Here is a 16,900-nt window from a genome sequence, read left to right as displayed (position 1 = left end):
AGAGCCCCCCGACCTAAGGTCGGGGGGCTCTCTTGCGTCCACACTCGGTCACCCCGGTGAAGAGACCGGGGTACCCGTCCCACGACAACGGACGTCGAACGTGCCTCGCTGGCACCTTCCTCCGACGCCGGCGGACCCGTCCCCGCCACGACGTCGCCGTGCGCGTTCCCGCGTGTACACCCTCACCGTGGTAGCCGGAGTCCCCCGCGGGGGGGCAGTGAACGAGGGTGCCCGCGTCCCATAGGTCACTGCGGCTCGTGGGCCTCGTCGACGAGGTGGCGCCGGACGCGGCCAAGGGACGCCCCGGATGAAGAGGCCCGGGACCATCCGGCGTTAGGCCGTCGTGCGTACAGGGCTGAGGAGCCCTCATGTCCGTCGGGCCGTTTCTCGTGCTCCGTCATCGGCCGCTGCCAGCCGCTGGGGCACGTCCCCCACCTGGTGCATGGACGGAGCGCCGCACGGCGGACACGGGGCGCGTCCGCGACGGCACCGAGACCTGGTGTGCGTGCTACCTGGGGACCCGTCATCAAGGCTGCGGTGCACGGACATCGTCGCGCCGAAACACCCGTGGCAGGACGGCGCCCGTGGGTGGCCGGCGTGCCTCTCTGTAGGCTGAGGCCGACATGGGTCCGCCGTCGGAACGGGCGGGCCCGACAACATGACAGAGGAGGTCCCTGGAGTGAGTGACGAGAGCGGATCCCGGTGGTCCAGACCACGCCGATCCCAGGAACCGGAGGCCTCGACGTCCGCCCCCCGCGACCGCGAGGAAGGACCACCCTCCCGCGCGTCCTCGGACGGTCCTCGTGGGGCGTCCCCCGGTCGGGACGCCGGCAACGCGCGTAGGGGCGACAGGCGGAGCGACGCTCCCCGGACGGACCGGAATCGCCGCGACAGCGGCGACCGTGGCGAGAGGCGCCGCCGCGACGGTGATGGGGGACATGCCGCGTCGGACCACCGAGGCACCGGTGAAGGTCGGCGGAACGACGAGGGTGACAGGCGCCCCGGATACGGCAGCGACCGCGCCCCCCGTGGCTCGGGCACTGGCGACGACCGCTCCTTCTCCCGCGACGACCGCTCGTCCTACCGCGGACGTGACGATTTCCGCCGGCCGGCGTCGGACGGCGGCCAGGGTCGCGGCGGTGAACGCCGCCAGTGGAACTCCGACCGGGGGCGTGACGACCGCTCCGGTGGGCCGCACCGTGACGCCGGCGATCGGCGCCAGGGGGCATCCCGGGGTGACCGCTCCGAGGGACGGCGCTGGGAGGGCCGGGACGACCGCGGTCGACCCGATGGTCGTGATCGCGGCACCGACAGGCGCGGGTACGACGACAGGGGCGGCCGATCGCCCCGGGATGAGCGAGGGGCGCAGGCGTACCCCCGCCGCGACGACCGCGGACCGGGTTCCTCCGGGCACCGCGACGATCGCGCGCCGCGGTCCTACGGTCGCTCCGACGACCGGCGTGACGACCGTGCACCGCGGTCCTACGATTCCCGTGACGACCGTGGCCGGGGCACGTACGACCGCCGCGAGAGCGGCGGCCACGGTTCCCACGGCCGGCGCGACGAACGCGGCCCGGGCGCATACGACCGTCGCGACGACGGTGGCTCGGGTTCCTTCGGCCGTCGGGACGACCGCGGCCAGAGCGGGTACGACCGCCGGGACGACCGTCGGAACGACCGTGGACCGAGGTCCTACGGTCAACGCGACGACCGGCGGGACGACCGTGGGTCGCGGTCCTACGGTCAGCGGGACGACCGGCGTGACGACCGGCGCGGTGGCCGTCGCGAGGACTCCCACCGCGGGGTGCGTGACGACCGTCGCGGATACGGTGACCGGCCCGAGGGTCGGGGGCCGGGACCGCGTCGCATCGACCGTCGGAACGAGGCTCCTCGCGTCGAACTGGAGATCCCCGAGGACATCACCGGCCTCGAGGTCGACCGTGCCGTCAAGGCCGAGCTCCGCACGCTGAGCAAGGACAACGCCAAGGGCGTCGGACAGCACCTCATCATGGTCGCCCGGCTCCTCGACGAGGACATCGACCTCGCCCGGGCGCATGCCGACGCCGCGGTCCGCCGCGCCGGACGCGTCCCCTCGGTCCGCGAGGCACGCGGCATGGTCGCCTACCACGAGGGCGACTGGCACCTCGCGCTCCAGGAGTTCCGCACGGCGCGGCGACTCTCCGGGTCCCAGCACCTGCTGCCCTACATGATCGACTGCGAGCGGGCCCTCGGTCGCACCGAGAAGGCCCTCGAACTCGCCACATCCGAGGAGGTCGAGACCCTCCCCGCGGCAGAGCGGATCGAGGTCGCCATCGTCACCTCGGGCATCCGCCGCGATCTCGGACAGCTCGAGGCCGCCGTCGCCGGTCTCGAGAGACGCCACCTCGTCCCCGGTCGCCCCGAGCCCTGGGCACCGCGTCTGTACTACGCCTACGCCGAAGCGCTCCTCGAACTCGGACGCACCGAGGAGGCCCGCCGCTGGTTCCAGGCCGCGGCCGAGGCCGACGTCGACCTCCAGACCGACGCCTGGGAACGCCTCGACGAACTCGACGGCACCGTCCTCGTCGATCTCATGGACGACCCCGAGGACGACGAGACGGCGAGCCACCCCGACGACGCCGTCGGCGACGAGCGGGATGCTGCCCCGCACGCCCACGGCGTCGCTCGCGGTGACGAGGACGGCCCTCGCGGCGACGTTCCTCGCGGTGAGGCCGACTCCACCCGCACGGAGAACGACGCTCCGGCGGACGAGGCCGACACCGTTCGTGCGGGGGAGGGCGCTTCCCCCGTCGAGGCCGGCACCGCCCACGCCGAGGCGCCGTCCGACGACGGACGCACCGAGGGCGAGGCGGGAACCCTCCGCACGACATCGGTCGACGAGGCCGCCGCGTCGGAGGACGCGGACCGCACGTCCGGCGTCGCCGACTCGGAGGTCGCCGGCAGCCGCGAAACCGCGGGCACTGCAGGTTCGGTCGACACCGACGCTCCGGCCACGGACGCTCCGGCCACGGACGCTCCGGCCATCGGCGAGCCTGCCGAGGCCGGTGCGGAGGCCGGTGCGGAGGCCGATGAGGACGGGCCCCGCACGGAGGAGGACGGTCGATGACCTCGCTCGTCGAGCGGTACCGCGGGATCGTGTGCGACCTCGACGGGGTCGTCTACAGCGGGCACGACGCGTTGCCGCACGCCGTGGATGCGCTCAACGCGGCACGCGCCGGAGGGCGGGGGCTCGTCTTCGCGACGAACAACGCCTCCCGCCCCCCGGAGGAGGTTCACCGCCACCTCTCCGAGCTCGGCGTCGACCTGCGGGCCGAGGACGTCGTCACGAGTTCGATGGCCGGTGCGCAGCGTCTCGCCGAGGTGCTCGACGAGGGAGCGGTGGTGCTCGCCGTCGGTGGGCCGGGCGTCCCACTCTCCCTCGAACGTGCCGGGCTCCGGCCCGTCACCAGCGCCGACCTGGCGGCGGGAGAGTCGCCGGCCCCGGCCGCCGTCCTCCAGGGCTACGGCCGTGACGTCGCCTGGACCGACCTCGCCGAGGCCGCCCATGCGGTCGCCGGCGGAGCCCGGTGGGTCGCGACGAACACCGACCTCACCATCCCGACGGCGCGAGGCATCGCGCCCGGCAACGGCACGCTCGTCGGGGCGGTCGGGCACGCGGTGGGTGTCGACCCCGAGGTCGTCGGCAAGCCCCACCCGCCGCTCTACCTCCTCTGTGCCGAGCTCCTCGGCTGCGAGGCGGGGGAGACCCTCGCCATCGGCGACCGACTCGACACCGACATCAAGGGCGCCACCGCGACGGGGATGGACAGCCTGTTCGTCCTCACCGGCGTGCACGGCGCCCACGACGTCGTCCTCGCCCCCGCCGACGCGCGCCCCACGCACGTCGCCCGGGACCTCCGGGACCTCCACGAGGACCCCACCCCCGCCCACGTGACCCACGACGACGCGGCCGGTGAGACCGTCGCGACCTGCGGGGATGCGCGCGTGCGGATCGGGACGTCGATCGACCTCGACGGCGCCGGGTCCGCCACCGAGCGACTCCGCGCCGTCGCCGCCGCCGGCCACGCCCACCTCGATGCCGGACGCGAGCTCCCCGCCTGGCCCGACGTCGACGCCTGGATCCACGAGGGGGAGACATGAGCGACCCGACACCCCGCCCCGCACCGGCCCCTGGGCCGCGCCCCGCGGCGCCGGTGCCTGCACCGCCCGGCACCGCAGGTGGGCGCGAGTTGCAGGACTCCCTCGGGCGTCTCACCGGGACCGACCCCGGTGACCTCGACGCGGTCGTCGCCGCCGCGGAGGAGACCCATCAGCACCTCCGCAACCGGCTCGGCCACGCGGGTGGCCGGTGAACATGCGTCTCGACGTCCACCTCGTCGAGGCGGGCCTCGCCCGGTCCCGCGGGCAGGCCCGTGATCTCGTCGCGAGCGGCGCGGTGACCGTCGACGGTCGGGTGGCACGGCGCCCGGCGGCGCCCGTCACCGCCGACAGCGTCGTCGAGGTCGCCTCCGACGACGCCCGACGTTGGGTCGGTCGCGCGGCGCTCAAGCTCGTCGGCGCGCTCGAGGCGTTCCCCGAGTTCGCGGCGACCATCCCCGGGGCGCGCTGCGTCGACGTCGGTGCCTCCACCGGCGGCTTCACCCAGGTGCTCCTCGAGAACGGGGCGTCGCACGTCGTGGCCATCGACGTCGGGCACCATCAGCTCGCCGCGCCCGTGCGCGACGACCCGCGCGTCGAGGACCGTTCCGGGCTCAACGTCCGCGAGGTGACGACCGACGACGTCGCGCCGTGCGACGTCCTCGTCGCCGATCTCAGCTTCATCTCCCTCACCCTCGTCGCCGACGTCCTCCGGGCACTCCTCACCGGGCGTGGGCAGGCCGTCCTCCTCGTCAAACCCCAGTTCGAGGTCGGTCGGCACAGGCTCGGCAAGGCGGGGGTCGTCCGGTCGGCCTCCGACCGCCGCGAGGCCCTCGTCCACGTCGTCGAGACGCTCCGCGCCGCGGGGTTGGCGCCCTCGGGTCTCGCCCCGAGTCCCACTCCCGGTACGACGGGCAACCGTGAGTACCTACTCTGGATCGGTGGGCGCACCACGCTCGACCCCCGCGAGGTCCTCACCCGCGCGGACGTACTCATCGACGAGGAGGTCTAGGTGACCAGGCGCATCCTCCTGTTCGCCCGTCCCGGCCGGTCCGACCTGCTCCACACCGTCGGGCTCGTCGCCGACAGGCTTCGTGAGGCCGACATCCGACCCGTCCTCATGCCCACCGATCCCACGATCACCGAGTGGACCACCGGACAGGACGCTTCGGCGCCCGACCCGGCCGACGTGAGCATCCCCGACGAGCTCGTCGGACGGGTCGACCTCGCCGACCCCGCGGACCCCTCGGCCGGATGCGAACTCGTCTGCGTCCTCGGCGGCGACGGCACGATCCTCCGCGCCGCGGAGGCCGCTCGTGCCGGTGACATCCCGCTCCTCGGCGTGAACTTCGGCCACGTGGGGTTCCTCGCCGAGGCCGAGCAGAAGGATCTCTCCGCCACCGTCGACCGCATCGCCGCCCGCGACTACCACGTCGAGGACCGCATGACCCTCGACGTGAGCGTCTACTCCGGCAGCGAACGCCTCGCGACGAGCTGGGCCCTCAACGAGGTCACCGTCGAGAAGGCCGAACGCGAACGCATGCTCGAACTCACGCTCGAGGTCGACGGCCGACCCATCTCGACGTGGGGGTGCGACGGCGTCATCGTCTCCACCCCGAGCGGGTCGACAGCGTACGCGTTCTCCGCGGGCGGCCCCATCGTGTGGCCCGACGTGCAGGCGATGCTCCTCGTTCCGATCTCCGCGCACGCGTTGTTCGCGCGGCCGCTCGTCGTCGGTCCGCAGACGAAGGTCGCCGTCGAGCTCGTCCCCGCGAACATGGGCCGCGGCGTCATGTGGTGCGACGGCGCCCGACCTCTCGACCTGCCAGACGGGGCCCGCATCGAGGTCTCCCACGGCACCCGCCCGGTGCGCCTCGCCCGCTTCGGCGACGAACCGTTCGCCGACCGTCTCGTGCACAAGTTCCACCTCCCCGTCGACGGGTGGCGTGGCGAGGGACGCAAGCAGGCGGGCGACGCGAACTGACGCGCGAGCGCCGGGGAACCGGCGGGGTGCGCCCGTCTCGCCTTCCGGTGACGTGCCGGCGTGACGGCGCGGTCGAGGGACGTCGCGGCCGACCCGCCCCTCGATCCGTGGGACGTGGCAGCCTGAGGGGGTGAGCACCGAGTCCGCCGCCCGTCTGCGCCGCATCCGCACCCTCGCCGGAGCCGCGCCCGATCTCGACCTCGACGCGCTGCCCGAGCGGCCCGAGGACCTCTTCGGCGCCTGGCTCGCTGAGGCCCTGGCCGCCGAGGTCCCCGAACCGATCGCGGTGACGCTCGCGACCGTCGACGCCGACGGCGTCCCCGACGCACGCACCCTGCTCCTCAAGGACGTCGACGCCCGCGGGTGGGCGTTCTCGAGCACCGCATCCTCCCGCAAGGCCGAGCAGCTCGAGGCGTACCCGGCGGCGGCGATGAACGTCTACTGGATCCCCGTGGCCCGGGCGATCCGCGTCCGTGGCCCCGTCGAGGCCGCGAGCGAGGAGGAGTGCGAGGCCGATCTCGCCGGCCGCAGCCCCGCCGCCCGTGCGCTCGTCGCGCCCGGGGACTGGCGGGTCTGGCGGATCGTGCCCGACCGCGTCGAGTTCTGGCAGGGATCCGAGGACCGCGACCACCTCCGCCTCGTCTACACGCGTGTCGGCGGGGGTATCGAGGACGCACGGTGGTCGATCGACGTCTCCCGCGCGGCGGGTTGAGGACCCCGCGTCCGCCCGAGGCCGCGCGCGAGCACACCCGCGATCACGCCCGTCATCACATCTGCACCCATGCCTGTGTCACCGCTCGCGATCACGCCCACGCTCACCGACGCCGCGTGCCCGCATCCGTGAAGGTGCTCTGGGGACGGCGGACACGCGTTGTCGGCGCAGGCTCGTAGGCTGCGGACATGCTCACTCGACTGCGTCTTCGGCGTCTCGGCGTCATCGACGACGCCGTGCTCGACCTCACGCCCGGCCTCAACGTCCTCACCGGCGAGACCGGCGCGGGAAAGACGATGGTCGTCTCCGGGCTCGGGCTTCTCCTCGGCTCGCGGGCCGACGCCTCGCTCGTGCGTTCCGGGGCCAAGGACGCCGTCGTCGAGGGAGCGCTCGAACTCCCGCCGGGGCACCCCGCGCTCGTGCGCGCCGCCGACGCGGGAGCCGAGGACGACGACGGAGAGCTCGTCCTCGTCCGCACCGTCGCCGCGCAGGGGCGGTCCCGCGCCCACGTCGGGGGACGCACCGCGCCCGTCGGGGTCCTCGGCGAACTCGGGGAGATGCTCGTCGTCGTCCACGGTCAGTCGGACCAGTGGCGGCTGCGCAGTCCCGAGGAGCATCGCGTCATGCTCGACGACTCCGACCCGGCCATCGCGCCCCTCAAACAGGCCTACGCCGAGGCGTACGCCGCCTACCACGACGCCCGCGCCGAGCTCGTCCGCCTCCGAGAGCTCGACGACCGCCGCACGAGCGAGGCCGATGCGCTCCGGGCGGGACTCGCCGACCTCGAACGCCTCGACCCTCAGCCGGGGGAGGACGTCGCGCTCGCCGCCGAGTCCCAGCGCCTCTCGCACGTCGACGGCCTCCGCACCGCCGCGGGTGTCGCGCAGACGGCCCTCGTCGGGGACGAGACGTCGCCCGACCTCGTCGGCTCCGTCACCGACCTCCTCGCGCAGGCACGCTCCGCCCTCACCGGCGTCGGCGCCCACGACGAGGAGCTCTCCTCCCTCGGCGACCGGATCGGCGAGATCGCCACGCTCACCTCCGAGTGCGCGAGCGACCTCGGCGCCTATCTCGCCGGCCTCGACGTCGACCCCGGACGCCTCGAGGAGGTCGAGAACCGCCGCGCCGAGCTCACCCGCCTCACCCGCGCCTACGGCGACTCCGTCGACGCCGCCCTCGCGTGGGGGCAGCGCGCCGCGGCCCGACTCGACGAACTCGAGAGCGCCCACGAACGCGCCGACGGCCTCGAGGACGAGGTCCGCGACCGTCTCGACGCGCTGCGCGCCGCGGCCGCCGCGCTCACCGAGGTCCGCACCGCCGCGGCGGGGCGCCTCGCCGAGGCCGTCACCGGCGAGCTCGCCCACCTCGCCATGGGCAAGGCCATCGTCGAGTGCGTCGTCGAACCCCGCACGACCGGAACGGTCCCGGGCGACGACACCCACTCGCCGCTCGGCACGACCGGCGCCGACGACGTCGACATCCGCATGGCCTCCGGCCCCGGCCTGCCGTTGCGCACTGTCGCGAAGGCCGCCTCCGGCGGTGAGCTCTCCCGCGTCATGCTCGCCCTCGAGGTCGTCATCTCCGGCGCGGGCGGATCAGCCGTGCCGACGTTCGTCTTCGACGAGGTCGACGCCGGCATCGGCGGCCGCGCCGCGATCGCGGTCGGCGCCCGTCTCGCGGCCCTCGCCCGGCACGCACAGGTCATCGTCGTCACCCACCTCGCCCAGGTCGCCGCGCACGCCGACAACCACCTCGTCGTCCGCAAGACCGACGACGGCCACGTCACCGAGAGCGACGTCGTCGCCGTCACCGGCGAGGACCGGGAGCGCGAGATCGCCCGGATGATGGCGGGCGTCGACGACACCGAGGCCGCCCTCGACCACGCCCGGGAACTGCTGGCGCAGGCACGTCCCGACGCGGGGTAGCATCGAAGCCCGTGGCCGATACGAAACACATCTTCGTGACCGGAGGCGTCGCCTCCTCCCTCGGTAAGGGCCTGACGGCCTCCAGCCTCGGATTCCTGCTCCGCGCACGTGGTCTGCGCGTGACGATGCAGAAGCTCGACCCCTATCTCAACGTCGATCCCGGCACCATGAACCCGTTCCAGCACGGGGAGGTCTTCGTCACCGACGACGGCGCCGAGACCGACCTCGACATCGGGCACTACGAACGGTTCCTCGACGTGCCGCTCTCCGCCCAGGCAAACGTCACCACCGGGCAGATCTACAGCCGCGTCATCGCCAAGGAGCGCCGCGGCGAGTACCTCGGCGACACGGTGCAGGTCATCCCGCACATCACGAACGAGATCAAGGAGCGGATGCGGGAGCAGGCCGCCGGGGACGACTCCGGTACCGCGCCCGACGTCATCATCACCGAGATCGGCGGCACCGTCGGCGACATCGAGTCGCTCCCGTTCCTCGAGGCGGCGCGCCAGGTGCGTCACGACCTCGGCCGGGACGCCGTCTTCTTCCTCCACGTCTCGCTCGTGCCCTACCTCGCCCCGAGCGGCGAACTCAAGACCAAGCCGACCCAGCACTCCGTCGCCGCCCTCCGGCAGGTCGGCATCCAGCCCGACGCGATCGTCCTGCGGGCCGACCGCGAGATCCCCGAGCCCCTCAAGCGCAAGATCGCGCTCGCGTGCGACGTCGACCTCGAGGGGACGATCGCGTGCGTCGACGCGCCGAGCATCTACGACATCCCCAAGGTCGTTCACGGTGAGGGTCTCGACGCGTACGTCGTGCGTCGCCTCGGGCTGTCGTTCCGCGACGTCGACTGGAGCGGATGGGACGAGCTCCTTCAGCGGGTCCACGCCCCCGCCCACGAGGTCGAGATCGCCCTCGTCGGCAAGTACGTCGACCTGCCCGACGCCTACCTGTCCGTCACCGAGGCGCTCCGCGCGGGCGGGTTCGCGGAGGACGCCCGGGTGCGTCTGCGGTGGGTCGCCTCCGACGAGTGCCGCACGCCGGAGGGGGCGGAGAAGGCCCTCGGTGGCGTCGACGGCGTCCTCGTGCCCGGCGGGTTCGGCGTCCGCGGCATCGAGGGCAAGCTCGGCGCCCTCACGTGGGCGCGCACGAATCGTGTTCCCACCCTGGGCATCTGCCTCGGCCTGCAGTGCATCGTCATCGAGTACGCCCGCGAGGTCGCGGGCATCGAGGGCGCGTCCTCCTCGGAGTTCGACCCCGACACCCCCGCGCCCGTCATCGCGACGATGGCCGAGCAGCGGTCGTTCGTCGAGGGCGCGGGCGACCTCGGCGGCACGATGCGCCTCGGCGCCTACCCGGCACACCTCACCGCGGGCTCCGTCGTCGCCGACACCTACGGCGCGACCGAGGTGAGCGAACGCCACCGCCACCGCTACGAGGTCAACAACGACTACCGCGCCCGCCTCGAGGAGGCCGGCCTGCGGTTCAGCGGCACCTCGCCCGACGGCACCCTCGTGGAGTTCGTCGAGCTGCCCGCCGAGGTGCACCCGTTCTACGTCGCGACCCAGGCGCACCCGGAGTTCCGCTCCCGCCCCCACCGGGCGCACCCGCTCTTCGCCGGGCTCGTCCGCGCCGCCCTCGAGCGCCGCGCCGGAACCCCCGCCGAGGGCACGACGCCCTCGTCGGCGGGTAGCGTCGGCGCTCCGACCGGCGACGCGACGTCGCCGGCGGGCACCGACCGCACGACCCCCGACATCCCGGAGGTGGAGGCATGAGCCTCGACGCACCGATCATGCGAGGCGTGGACCTCGACGACGACCGCACGGCCAAGCCGGTCACCGCCACCGAGACGGTGTACGAGGGGATGATCTGGGACGTCCGCCGCGACACCGTCGACCTCGGGTCCGAGACGGTGCAGCGGGAGTTCATCGAGCACACCGGAGCCGTCTCCGTCGTCGCGCTGCAGGAGTCCCCGGGCACGCCGCGCGCGATGCAGGTCGCCCTCATCCGTCAGTACCGGCACCCCATCGGTGCGACCGAGTGGGAGATCCCGGCCGGGCTGCTCGACAAGGAGGGCGAACCGCCGCTGGAGGCCGCGCAGCGGGAGCTCGCCGAGGAGGTCGACCTCACCGCCCGCACATGGCACGTGCTCGCCGACTTCCACCCCTCGCCGGGGGCGATGTCGGAGGCGATCCGCGTCTACCTCGCCCGCGACCTCGAGGACGTCCCCGCGGAGGACCGGTTCGAGCGTGAGGCCGAGGAGGCCGGGATGAGCACCGCCTGGGTCGACCTCGACGAGGCGTTCGCCGCCGTGCTCGCCGGACGGGTCGGCAACGCGAGCGCCGTCATCGGGATCCTCGCCGCCCACGGCGCCAAGGAGGCCGACTGGGTCACCCTCCGCTCCGCGGACGCACCCTGGCCCGCGCACCCCGCCCACCGCTGAGACCGACCGGCATGACCCCGGCGTGAGGACCCTGCGTCACCAGCAGCGTCCGCCCCACTGCCGAGGCACGGCGCGGGAACCCCGTCCAGCACGGGCGATCTCGCGCCGCCCCCGAACAGCCCCGTCCGGTTCCGTTCCCACACCACGGCCCGGTGACGTCGACGACGTCACCGGGCCGTGGTGTGGGAACGGGTCAGTGGGCGCGGACGACTGCGCCGATGCGCTCGACGATCTCGGTGAGGACGGGCAGAGGCGTCGCGAAGTTGAGTCGCACGCACCCCTCACCGCCCCGGCCGAGGGCAGTCCCGGGCGTGAGGACGAGGCCGGCCTCCTCGCGGAGCATCGCCGCCGGGTCCTGCCCGAGCTGGGGGAGATGCAGCAGCGTGAGGTAGGTGCCCTCCGGCGGGACGTATCCCGCCTCCGGCAGGTGCTCGGCCGTGAGTTCGGTGAGCGCGTGCCGGTTGCGGTCGAGGTAGGCGAGGATCTCGTCGAGCCACGGCTCGCCCTCGTCGTAGGCCGCGATCGCGCCCGTGTACCCCAGGCGGGACGCGCCCTCCTCGACGGGCCAGCACCGCTCCGCCCACCGCTCGCGGTGCTCGGGGGAGGTGACGACGGCCTGCGCGCACTTGAGGCCCGGCAGGTTGAACCCCTTCGACGCCGACGTCGCGGTGATCGAGTGGGCCGCGGTGCGGTGGTCGAGCGTCGCGTACGGCGTGTGGCGGAACTCGCGGTAGACGACGGGGGCGTGGATCTCGTCGGAGAAGACGATCGCGCCCGCGTCCTCGACGACGTCGGCAACCTCGAGCATCTCGGTGGCGGTGAGCACCTGACCGAGCGGGTTGACCGGGTTGCACAGGACGAGCACGGCACCGCCGTCGGCGAACGCCGCGGCGAGACCGTCGAGGTCGAACCGCCACCGGGGGTGCTCGGCGTCCTCGTCGCGGAGCATGGGCACCTGGACGATCTCGCGGTCGTGGAACGCCGGCAACGTGAGGAACGGCATGTACGCGGGCGTGGGGAGGACGACCTTGTCGCCGGGGGAGGTGAACTCGTCGAGCACCGCCCCGAAGACCGAAAGGACGTCGGGCGCCGGACGCACCCACTCGGGGTCGACGTCCCAGCCGTAGCGGCGGCGGGCGAACTGGCTGTAGGCGCGAGCGAGCTCGGACCGGTCGCGCGGTGTCGTGTAACCGAACTGGCCGGAGGCGACGTGCGCGGTGAGGGCCTCGGTGACGGGCGGCGCGATGCCGAAGTCCATCTCCGCGATCCACGCGCCGAGCGTCTCGGGGTGGCGGCTCCACTTCGCGCCGCCGCCGGCGCGGAGCTGCTCGACGGTGATCGCGTCCAGACGTGCGGTGAAGTCGGTGACATCCATACCCGGCATCCTCCCGCACCCCTCACTGGTCGTCTCCGCCGGCCCGGTGATGCGGCGCGGGGCCGCGAGCACCCGGCGACGCGGGGTCCCGTCCACGGTCCGCTCGCGATCCACCGCCAGGTCCGTCGCCGCTCCACGACGCCGACGCCGTAGTCCGCCACCGTCTCGTGCCCGTCGGTTACGGTGGCGGAACGGTCGACGGTGATCCAGAGCCATGGAGGAACGATGTCCCACCAGTTCGTGCCCGGCGCCCACCTGCGTGGTCTCGAGGCGGACCCGCATCGCGGTGAGGAGATCGAGAAGAAGTCGCCGGGGGAGCGGGCACCGGCCGTGGAACACCGCACGCACCGGCTCCAACTCACCGGGCTCGCGGCCGGGCTCCTCGCCGCGGCGCTCGTGTACGTCCTCATGCCGGGCGACGTGCCCGCCGACGCCCGCCTCACCGCGGCGACCGCCGTGCTCATGGGGCTGTGGTGGATGACGGAGGCCGTCCCGATCCCCGCGACGGCGTTGCTGCCGCTCGTCGTGTTCCCGCTGTTCGCCTCCGACGTCTCCGTCAACGACGTCGGCGCCTCCTACGGCAACAACATCATCTTCCTCTTCATGGGCGGGTTCTTCCTCGCGCTCGCGATGCAGCGGTGGAACCTCCATCGGCGCATCGCCCTCGTCACCGTGCGCCTCATGGGGACGTCGTCCTCCCTCGTCATCGCGGGGTTCATGATCGCCACCGGGTTCCTCTCGATGTGGGTGTCGAACACCGCGACCGCCGTGATGATGCTGCCCATCGGCGTCTCCGTGCTCATGCTCGTCGCCGGGCTCGACGCCGACGCGGCGGACCCCGACCACGAGGCCGACGCCGCCTCGGCCCCCGACGCCGACGCCGACCCCGCGACCGACGCCGGCGCCGACCCCGCCACGGACGCGGCCGTCGAGGAGGCCACCCGCACCAACTTCGGCACCGCCCTCATGCTCGGCATCGCCTACTCCGCGTCCCTCGGCTCCCTCGGCACGCTCATCGGCACCCCGCCGAACACGCTCCTCGCCGGGTTCATGGATCAGACGTACGGCGTCCGCATCGACTTCTTCCGCTGGATGATGGTCGGCGTCCCGCTCGCCGTCGTCTTCCTCGTCGTCTGCTGGTTCCTCCTCACCCACGTCCTCTTCCGCCCCGAGACGGCCCGGATCGCCGGTGGGCGTGAGCTCTTCGACACCGAGCTGGAGAAGCTCGGCCCGACGTCGTCGGGCGAGCGGCGGGTCCTCGCGATCTTCGTCCTCGCCGCGACGGCCTGGGTGGCGCTCCCGCTCGTCTCCGAGTTCGTCCTCGGGCTCAAGAGCTCCCTCGTCTCCGACGCGGGCATCGCGATCATCGTCGGGCTGCTCCTCTTCCTCCTCCCGTCGGGCTCGGCCCGTGGGGTGCGCCTCCTCGACTGGGACACCGCCGTGTCGCTGCCGTGGGGAGTGCTGCTCCTCTTCGGTGGCGGCCTCGCGCTCTCGGAGCAGTTCACGTCCTCCGGCCTCACGAAGTGGATCGGCGGCCAGGTGAGCGCGCTCGGCGCCCTCCCCGTCGTCGCCCTCATGGCGATCATCGCCGCGGGCGTGCTGTTCCTCACCGAGCTCACGAGCAACACGGCGACGGCGGCGACGTTCCTGCCCGTCGCCGGCGGCGTCGCCACCGGCCTCGGCATCGACCCGATGCTCCTCGCCGTCCCCGTCGCCCTCAGCGCGACATGCGCCTTCATGCTCCCCGTCGCGACCCCGCCGAACGCGATCGCGTACGGCTCGGGCTACGTGTCCGTCGGCCAGATGGTCAAGGGCGGGCTGCTCCTCAACCTCATCGGCATCGTGCTCGTCACCCTCACCGCGTCGACCCTGCTCGTGTGGGCCTTCGGAATCACCTTGTGACGCCTCGGGGGAGGCCCCCCGCAGGCCGCCGAACGGGGCCCGCGATGATGGGGGCATGCAGCTCGAGAACATCGTGATGGACGCCCGCGACCCTCAGGTGGCGGGAACCTTCTGGCGGGAGGCCCTCGAGGCGCTGACCCTCACGTGGACCGACGACCTCGTCGAGCTTCGGCTCGACCTCCCGGCGGGGCCGACGATCGACCTGTGCCTGCCGCGGGTGGCCGACGTCGACACCTCCGCTCCGCGGGCCCACCTCGACCTCGTCGGTGGCCCGCAGAAGGACGCGCTCGTCGCGCGCCTGTGCGAGCTCGGGGCCGCCCCGCTCGACATCGGGCAGGGCGACGTGCCGTGGACCGTGCTCGCCGACCCCGAGGGCCACCCGTTCTGCGTCCTCGAGGATCGCTCCGAGTACGCCGCCGCGGGCCCGATCGGCGGCGTGCCGTTCGACTCCGCCGACCCCGAGAAGGACGCCCGGTTCTGGGCCGCCCTCACCGGGTGGGAGGACTGCGACGGTGTCGTGCCGAGCCTCCGCCACCCGAGTGGACGCGGCCCGCGCCTCGAGTTCTGCCCCGAGCTCGAGCCGAAGACCGGCAAGAACCACCTCCACCTCGACGTGCGCACCCCCGACGGCATGACGATGGGCGAGGCCGTCTCCCACGCTCTCCAGCTCGGCGCGTGGGAGGTCGACCACGAGTGGGACGTGCCGTGGACGATCCTCGAGGACCCCTCCGGCAACGAGTTCTGCATCCTGCCGCCCAAGGTCTGAGCCCGACGGTTCCTCCCACCCGACCACCACGACCCGGCCGGGTGCCGCACCCCATCGGGGTCGGTGGCAGAGTTGGCGGGTGAACGCCGCCGCACCGAACCCCTCCGACGATCGACCCACCGACGCTCCCCGGGGCGAGGATCGCGGTCGGCCCCGCCGCATCATGGCCGTCCTCATGACGCCCCTGTTCATGGCGCTCGTGGCGGTGTCGGTCATCAACGTCGCCCTCCCCTCGATCCAGCACAGCCTCCACGCCACGAGCACGGCGCTGCAGTGGGTGCTCTCGGGGTATGCGCTCGCGTTCGGGGTGCTGCTCATCCCCGCGGGTCGGGCCGGCGACGCGACGAGCCGCCGCACCCTGTTCATCGTCGGGGTGTCGCTGTTCACCCTCGGCTCGGCCCTCGCGGCGTTCGCGCCGACGATCCTCCTGCTCAACCTCGCCCGCGTGCTCCAGGGCGTCGGGTCGGGCGTGCTCAACCCGCAGACCGTCGGGATCATCCAACGCACGTTCACCGGTCAGGACCGCGCGCGGGCGTTCGCGCTGCTCGGCACGACCGTCGGGGTGTCTACGGCGATCGGACCCGTGGTCGGTGGTCTGCTCATCGGCGCCCTCGGCGAGGGGGTCGGGTGGCGGTGGATCTTCGGGATGAACGTGCCGATCGGGATCCTCGCCGTCGTGGGGGCCGTCGTCTGGCTGCCGCGGGGGGAGTCGTGGCGGGGGAGCCGACCCGACCTCGACCCCGTCGGCGCCGGGCTCCTCGCCCTCACCGTCCTCGGGCTCATGCTGCCGTTCGTCGAACGGACCGTGTCGCCCTTCGTGTGGCTCGCGCTGCCCGTCGCCATCGGCGTGGGAGTCGCCTGGGTCATGTGGGAGGACCGGTATGCGCGCCGCGGGGGAGAACCCATGGTGCGGCTCGGCATCTTCTCCGAACGCGGGTTCACCGCCGGCATCACCCTCATCACCGTCTACTTCATGGGCATCACGTCGGTGTGGGTCGTCGTCGCGTTGTTCGTCCAGACCGCGCTCGGCGGCTCCGCCCTCGAGGCCGGCCTCGTGGGACTCCCCGCCTCGATCTTCTCCGCGATCTCCTCGCAGGTCGCCGGCCGGTACGTGCTGCGGTTCCGTCGCAGGCTCGTCGTGTGGGGGTTCCTCGTCTCGCTCCTCGGCCTCGTGAGCACGGTTCTCCTCGCGCCGGGCGTCGGATCGGGCGCGCTGCCGCTGTGGGCGATGTCGGCGAGCCTCAGCCTCGTCGGCGCCGCACAGGGCATGGTCGTGAGCCCCAACCAGACCCTCACCCTCGACGGTGTCGGCCCGGAGTACGGTGGCGTCGCGGGCGGCATCCTCCAGACGGGACAACGACTCGGCGCCGCGGTCGGCACCGCCCTCATCCCCGGCATCGTGTTCGCGCTCCTCGAGGCCGGCCTCGCGTGGGGGGAGGTCGTCGTCGTCGCGATGTCGCTCATCGCCGCCGTCACCACGGTGGCTCTCGTCATCGCCCTCGTCGACCTCCGCCACGAACGCAGCACGCGCCGGGGCTGAGACCGCCCTACGCGCCACCGTGCCCCGCGAGCGTCGCTCCCGGGCCGTCGTCCTCGACCGCCGAGAGGACGTCGGGGCCGCGGCGGCCCGACACCGGTCTTCGACGCCGGCGGCGTGGC

Annotated in this window: 13 protein-coding genes; 12 read left to right on the top strand and 1 reads right to left on the bottom strand. The window is 73.3% G+C overall.

Going from position 1 to position 16,900, the window contains the following annotated elements; all coding sequences use genetic code 11:
* The first annotated feature begins 1,804 nt into the window (after nt 1-1,804).
* From MOPEL_RS17970 to MOPEL_RS13665, 9 genes are all read left to right on the top strand, one after another.
* On the top strand, nt 1,805-3,106 hold the full coding sequence (locus tag MOPEL_RS17970; RefSeq protein ID WP_174270601.1) for a tetratricopeptide repeat protein: 1,302 nt from the start codon (nt 1,805-1,807) through the stop codon (nt 3,104-3,106).
* The gene (locus MOPEL_RS13695) at nt 3,103-4,140 is read left to right on the top strand and encodes an HAD-IIA family hydrolase (protein ID WP_009483474.1); all 1,038 of its coding nucleotides are present in this window, start codon (nt 3,103-3,105) and stop codon (nt 4,138-4,140) included. The genes MOPEL_RS17970 and MOPEL_RS13695 overlap by 4 nt, the downstream gene beginning before the upstream one ends.
* Nucleotides 4,137-4,352, top strand: coding sequence for a hypothetical protein (locus tag MOPEL_RS17385; protein ID WP_009483473.1), 216 nt, complete (start codon nt 4,137-4,139; stop codon nt 4,350-4,352). The genes MOPEL_RS13695 and MOPEL_RS17385 overlap by 4 nt, the downstream gene beginning before the upstream one ends.
* A gap of 2 nt (nt 4,353-4,354) precedes the next feature.
* Nucleotides 4,355-5,149: a TlyA family RNA methyltransferase gene (locus MOPEL_RS13690; RefSeq protein ID WP_040634573.1), complete on the top strand. Its 795-nt coding sequence runs from the start codon at nt 4,355-4,357 to the stop codon at nt 5,147-5,149.
* Entirely contained in the window at nt 5,150-6,121 is a 972-nt protein-coding gene (locus tag MOPEL_RS13685) for an NAD kinase (RefSeq protein ID WP_009483471.1), read from the top strand. It abuts the gene before it with no gap.
* A 130-nt stretch (nt 6,122-6,251) separates the two neighbouring features.
* Nucleotides 6,252-6,833, top strand: coding sequence for a pyridoxamine 5'-phosphate oxidase family protein (locus MOPEL_RS13680; protein ID WP_009483470.1), 582 nt, complete (start codon nt 6,252-6,254; stop codon nt 6,831-6,833).
* 188 nt (nt 6,834-7,021) lie between these two features.
* Nucleotides 7,022-8,758, top strand: coding sequence for a DNA repair protein RecN (recN, locus tag MOPEL_RS13675; protein WP_009483469.1), 1,737 nt, complete (start codon nt 7,022-7,024; stop codon nt 8,756-8,758).
* A gap of 11 nt (nt 8,759-8,769) precedes the next feature.
* On the top strand, nt 8,770-10,530 hold the full coding sequence (gene pyrG, locus MOPEL_RS13670) for a CTP synthase (protein WP_009483468.1): 1,761 nt from the start codon (nt 8,770-8,772) through the stop codon (nt 10,528-10,530).
* Entirely contained in the window at nt 10,527-11,198 is a 672-nt protein-coding gene (locus MOPEL_RS13665; protein ID WP_009483467.1) for an NUDIX domain-containing protein, read from the top strand. Before pyrG ends, MOPEL_RS13665 begins: the two co-directional genes overlap by 4 nt.
* A gap of 193 nt (nt 11,199-11,391) precedes the next feature.
* Here the strand turns inward: MOPEL_RS13665 and MOPEL_RS13660 are convergent, their stop codons facing one another.
* On the bottom strand, nt 11,392-12,573 hold the full coding sequence (locus MOPEL_RS13660; protein WP_009483466.1) for a MalY/PatB family protein: 1,182 nt from the start codon (nt 12,571-12,573) through the stop codon (nt 11,392-11,394).
* A gap of 225 nt (nt 12,574-12,798) precedes the next feature.
* Here MOPEL_RS13660 and MOPEL_RS13655 point away from each other — a divergent pair, with 225 nt between their 5' ends.
* The 3 genes from MOPEL_RS13655 to MOPEL_RS13645 all read left to right on the top strand — a co-directional run bounded on the left by MOPEL_RS13655 (nt 12,799) and on the right by MOPEL_RS13645 (nt 16,781).
* On the top strand, nt 12,799-14,475 hold the full coding sequence (locus MOPEL_RS13655) for an SLC13 family permease (protein ID WP_009483465.1): 1,677 nt from the start codon (nt 12,799-12,801) through the stop codon (nt 14,473-14,475).
* 55 nt (nt 14,476-14,530) lie between these two features.
* The gene (locus MOPEL_RS13650) at nt 14,531-15,241 is read left to right on the top strand and encodes a VOC family protein (RefSeq protein ID WP_009483464.1); all 711 of its coding nucleotides are present in this window, start codon (nt 14,531-14,533) and stop codon (nt 15,239-15,241) included.
* A 79-nt stretch (nt 15,242-15,320) separates the two neighbouring features.
* Nucleotides 15,321-16,781 (top strand): MFS transporter, encoded by a 1,461-nt coding sequence (locus tag MOPEL_RS13645; protein WP_245544789.1) that lies wholly within the window; start codon nt 15,321-15,323, stop codon nt 16,779-16,781.
* The last annotated feature ends 119 nt before the right edge of the window (nt 16,782-16,900 follow it).

The sequence above is a fragment of the Mobilicoccus pelagius NBRC 104925 genome (assembly GCF_000247995.1).
GTDB lineage: Bacteria > Actinomycetota > Actinomycetes > Actinomycetales > Dermatophilaceae > Mobilicoccus > Mobilicoccus pelagius.
The sequence above is the reverse complement of the archived record's forward strand: the minus strand, read 5'-3'. Positions and strand labels throughout refer to the sequence as shown.

Excerpts from the sequence above, each read along its gene's own strand:
- MOPEL_RS13695 (WP_009483474.1), top strand. The coding sequence starts at position 3,103 with ATGACCTCGCTCGTCGAGCGGTACCGCGGGATCGTGTGCGACCTCGAC.
- MOPEL_RS17385 (WP_009483473.1), top strand. The coding sequence starts at position 4,137 with ATGAGCGACCCGACACCCCGCCCCGCACCGGCCCCTGGGCCGCGCCCC.
- MOPEL_RS13690 (WP_040634573.1), top strand. The coding sequence starts at position 4,355 with ATGCGTCTCGACGTCCACCTCGTCGAGGCGGGCCTCGCCCGGTCCCGC.
- recN (WP_009483469.1), top strand. The coding sequence starts at position 7,022 with ATGCTCACTCGACTGCGTCTTCGGCGTCTCGGCGTCATCGACGACGCC.
- MOPEL_RS13665 (WP_009483467.1), top strand. The coding sequence starts at position 10,527 with ATGAGCCTCGACGCACCGATCATGCGAGGCGTGGACCTCGACGACGAC.
- MOPEL_RS13660 (WP_009483466.1), bottom strand. The coding sequence starts at position 12,573 with ATGGATGTCACCGACTTCACCGCACGTCTGGACGCGATCACCGTCGAG.
- MOPEL_RS13655 (WP_009483465.1), top strand. The coding sequence starts at position 12,799 with ATGTCCCACCAGTTCGTGCCCGGCGCCCACCTGCGTGGTCTCGAGGCG.
- MOPEL_RS13650 (WP_009483464.1), top strand. The coding sequence starts at position 14,531 with ATGCAGCTCGAGAACATCGTGATGGACGCCCGCGACCCTCAGGTGGCG.